Annotated in this window: 1 protein-coding gene and 1 pseudogene; one reads left to right on the plus strand and one right to left on the minus strand. The window is 55.4% G+C overall.

Annotation, left to right across the window (positions count from 1 at the left end; genetic code table 11):
* Nucleotides 1–576: 576 nt before the first annotated feature.
* Nucleotides 577–1332, minus strand: a complete 756-nt coding sequence (locus NCT32_RS36680; RefSeq protein ID WP_250491526.1) for a phosphatase PAP2 family protein — start codon at nucleotides 1330–1332, stop codon at nucleotides 577–579.
* A gap of 696 nt (nucleotides 1333–2028) precedes the next feature.
* Here NCT32_RS36680 and NCT32_RS36685 point away from each other — a divergent pair.
* Nucleotides 2029–2437, plus strand: a pseudogene (locus NCT32_RS36685) (NAD-dependent epimerase/dehydratase family protein); the annotation flags it as partial.

Consider the following 2437-nt stretch of genomic DNA (forward strand, 5'->3'; position numbering starts at 1 on the left):
GCCGGCCTTCGCCGGTTACGGACTTGGTTGCTGCTACACGTCCGGTTGCGGTCATTCACCCACTGGCGCTGGTGAACGGGACATCGGCACGCCTCAATGAGTCTTCAGGTCCCTAAGCTGCCGCTCCATTTAGCGCTGTCATAGAGGCGGCTTCCAAGGTACAACCGACGTTCGAGCGTTTCCCAGGGACCGAGTTATTGATCTGTGCGTGCGTGTCTACTTCAGACTTGTGTGTAGCGCATTCAACGCTGAGAAAAGATACGGCCTTCATTGGTAATGATACATGTTTCCTCAGTCGCGTCGAAATTTAAAATCGATTACCGACAAACACTTGAACCTGTGAGCGATCGGCGGATCTCTATACAAAAAGGCTTCTCAGTCGCCGAACGGCCCGCTTGCTGGCCAACGCGCGGCCGGGGCAAATAGCGCATCGAGCGATTGGTATCGACCTCCGCTTGTGCTCGAAGAAGCGAGGGTCGATGGTGCTGGTCTTGAGCCCGGCTTTTGGCGACATGCGGCGTTCAGCCGGCGTGAGGCTGCTGCATGCAGCAAGTCTTGAGGACCCGAAGCAGCCACTCACGAACGTCTCAAGCGGTCGTTCAATGCAGCGAACAAACCAGTGGCATACCTCGCGATTCTTGTTGAAACGTTGAACTGCACGACTGCCTCCCGGTCAAGCAAGAACGTGATTGACACGATAGTCAACACAGAAAGCCCCAACCCAGCGAGTACGTCTGCGAGATAATGTCCTCCTTGCGTCGGCGTGGAAGCAATCATGAGCACATCAAGAATGACCGCCGGACAGAACAGCAACCGGATTCGGCGGAGCGAGTAAGCGAAAATAACAGCCAACGCCGTGTGAAACGACGGCAGCGACACAAGCCCCTGTGTTCGTTGCAGGTCAAATTTTCTCATCGATCCGTCTCGCAGTACCGAGAAGTCCGATACGCTAGACAACGCATCAGTATCTGACACTTTGAAGTGCTCAAATGCACTCGTGGCCGGGAACGCCGTGGAAACTATAAGAAGGTAGATGCTTGAAAGGGCTAGCAAGAAGAAAAACATTGACAGCTCTTCGCGGCGTCCCAATAGACCCAAAACGGCCGGAATCGCAATCAGTTGCCAAAATCCGCTGGCGTATGCTACCCCGAGGATCCGGCGGACGGCGGAGTGCGATTGAACCCAACCATATACCGCTGCCCAATCGAAACCAATTATCCGATCAAAACGAAGTAGACTGTTTTCTATGAGTGGCATATCCGTAGTAATGCACAGATAAGACAAAATGCTCGTCGCTTGGATAAAAACAATCAAAAGGACGAACCATGCCACCGTGTTTGCGACTTCGTGATAGCGCAGCTTGGCGCAGACTTGCCTGTAGCGGGGATATGCTGAATTCCGTACAACACCGCGCAACCACATGTCACTGTCAGAAGGACCTTGCCTTTTCCTTTCAGCTCGTCTGAAAACACTACCGAGTATCCTCCCAGTTGAAGCCAGAAGACATCGACGAGCAAGACGATGCCAACGATTGCCCATCCATACAAGTATCGTTTGCGGTTGGACGATTGTGGTTTTCCAGTGTTCAGAGTTGATTTTCCATACATGACAAAGCCCCGACGAACGTTTTATTGGAGGACGAACCCCATAAGCCCGACGTCGATCCTGAGGGATATGGACGAACTCGCCGTGTCGTTATTTATAACGGCAAAAAGACATCGAACTGTAGGGCGATCGGGGGAACGAGGAGAATGGAGGAATAGTCAACGATGTCGTCTGCTGTATTGATCGGCCGCTTCTGGACGACCCCGGCCGGACAGCCGACATACGCCCTTCGGCCTTTGCCAACCTTCGTTGATTTGCATTGAGACGTCGGCTAAACGATGCGAACCGGCCAAACGGTCAGTAAAGCTCCCAGCCGATGTCGTCTGCCATACGTTTTTGTATATCGGATCAACGAAGTTGGCCAATTTTAATGGGTCCGCGAAGGGCGGAGCATGGCTCCATCGACAACCTATGGGGCGTGACATGGCGCAAGGCGAAACGGTTCTGGTACGTGGGGCGACGGGCGGCATCGGCGGGGAAATTGCGCGGCGATTGCGCGATGCGGGCTGGCGCGTGCACGGGCTGCGGCGTGGCCCGGGGCATCAAAGGGCGGCGGCATCGAATGGATTCACGGCGATGCGATGAACGCGGCCAACGTGATGCGCGCGGCACAGGGTGTATCCGTGATCGTGCACGCGGTAAATCCGCTGGGCTACAAGCGCTGGGCCGAACCGGTGCTGCCGATGATCGACAACACCATCGCGGCGGCGAAGGCGCAGGGCGCTACCATCGTGTTGCCGGGCACGGTCTACAACTTCGGGCCGGACGCGTTTCCATTCATCGACGAAGACGCGCCACAGCATCCCGTCACGCGCAAAGGCGCGATTCGCGT

Source organism: Caballeronia sp. INML2 (assembly GCF_023631365.1).
In the GTDB taxonomy this organism is placed as follows: domain Bacteria; phylum Pseudomonadota; class Gammaproteobacteria; order Burkholderiales; family Burkholderiaceae; genus Caballeronia; species Caballeronia turbans.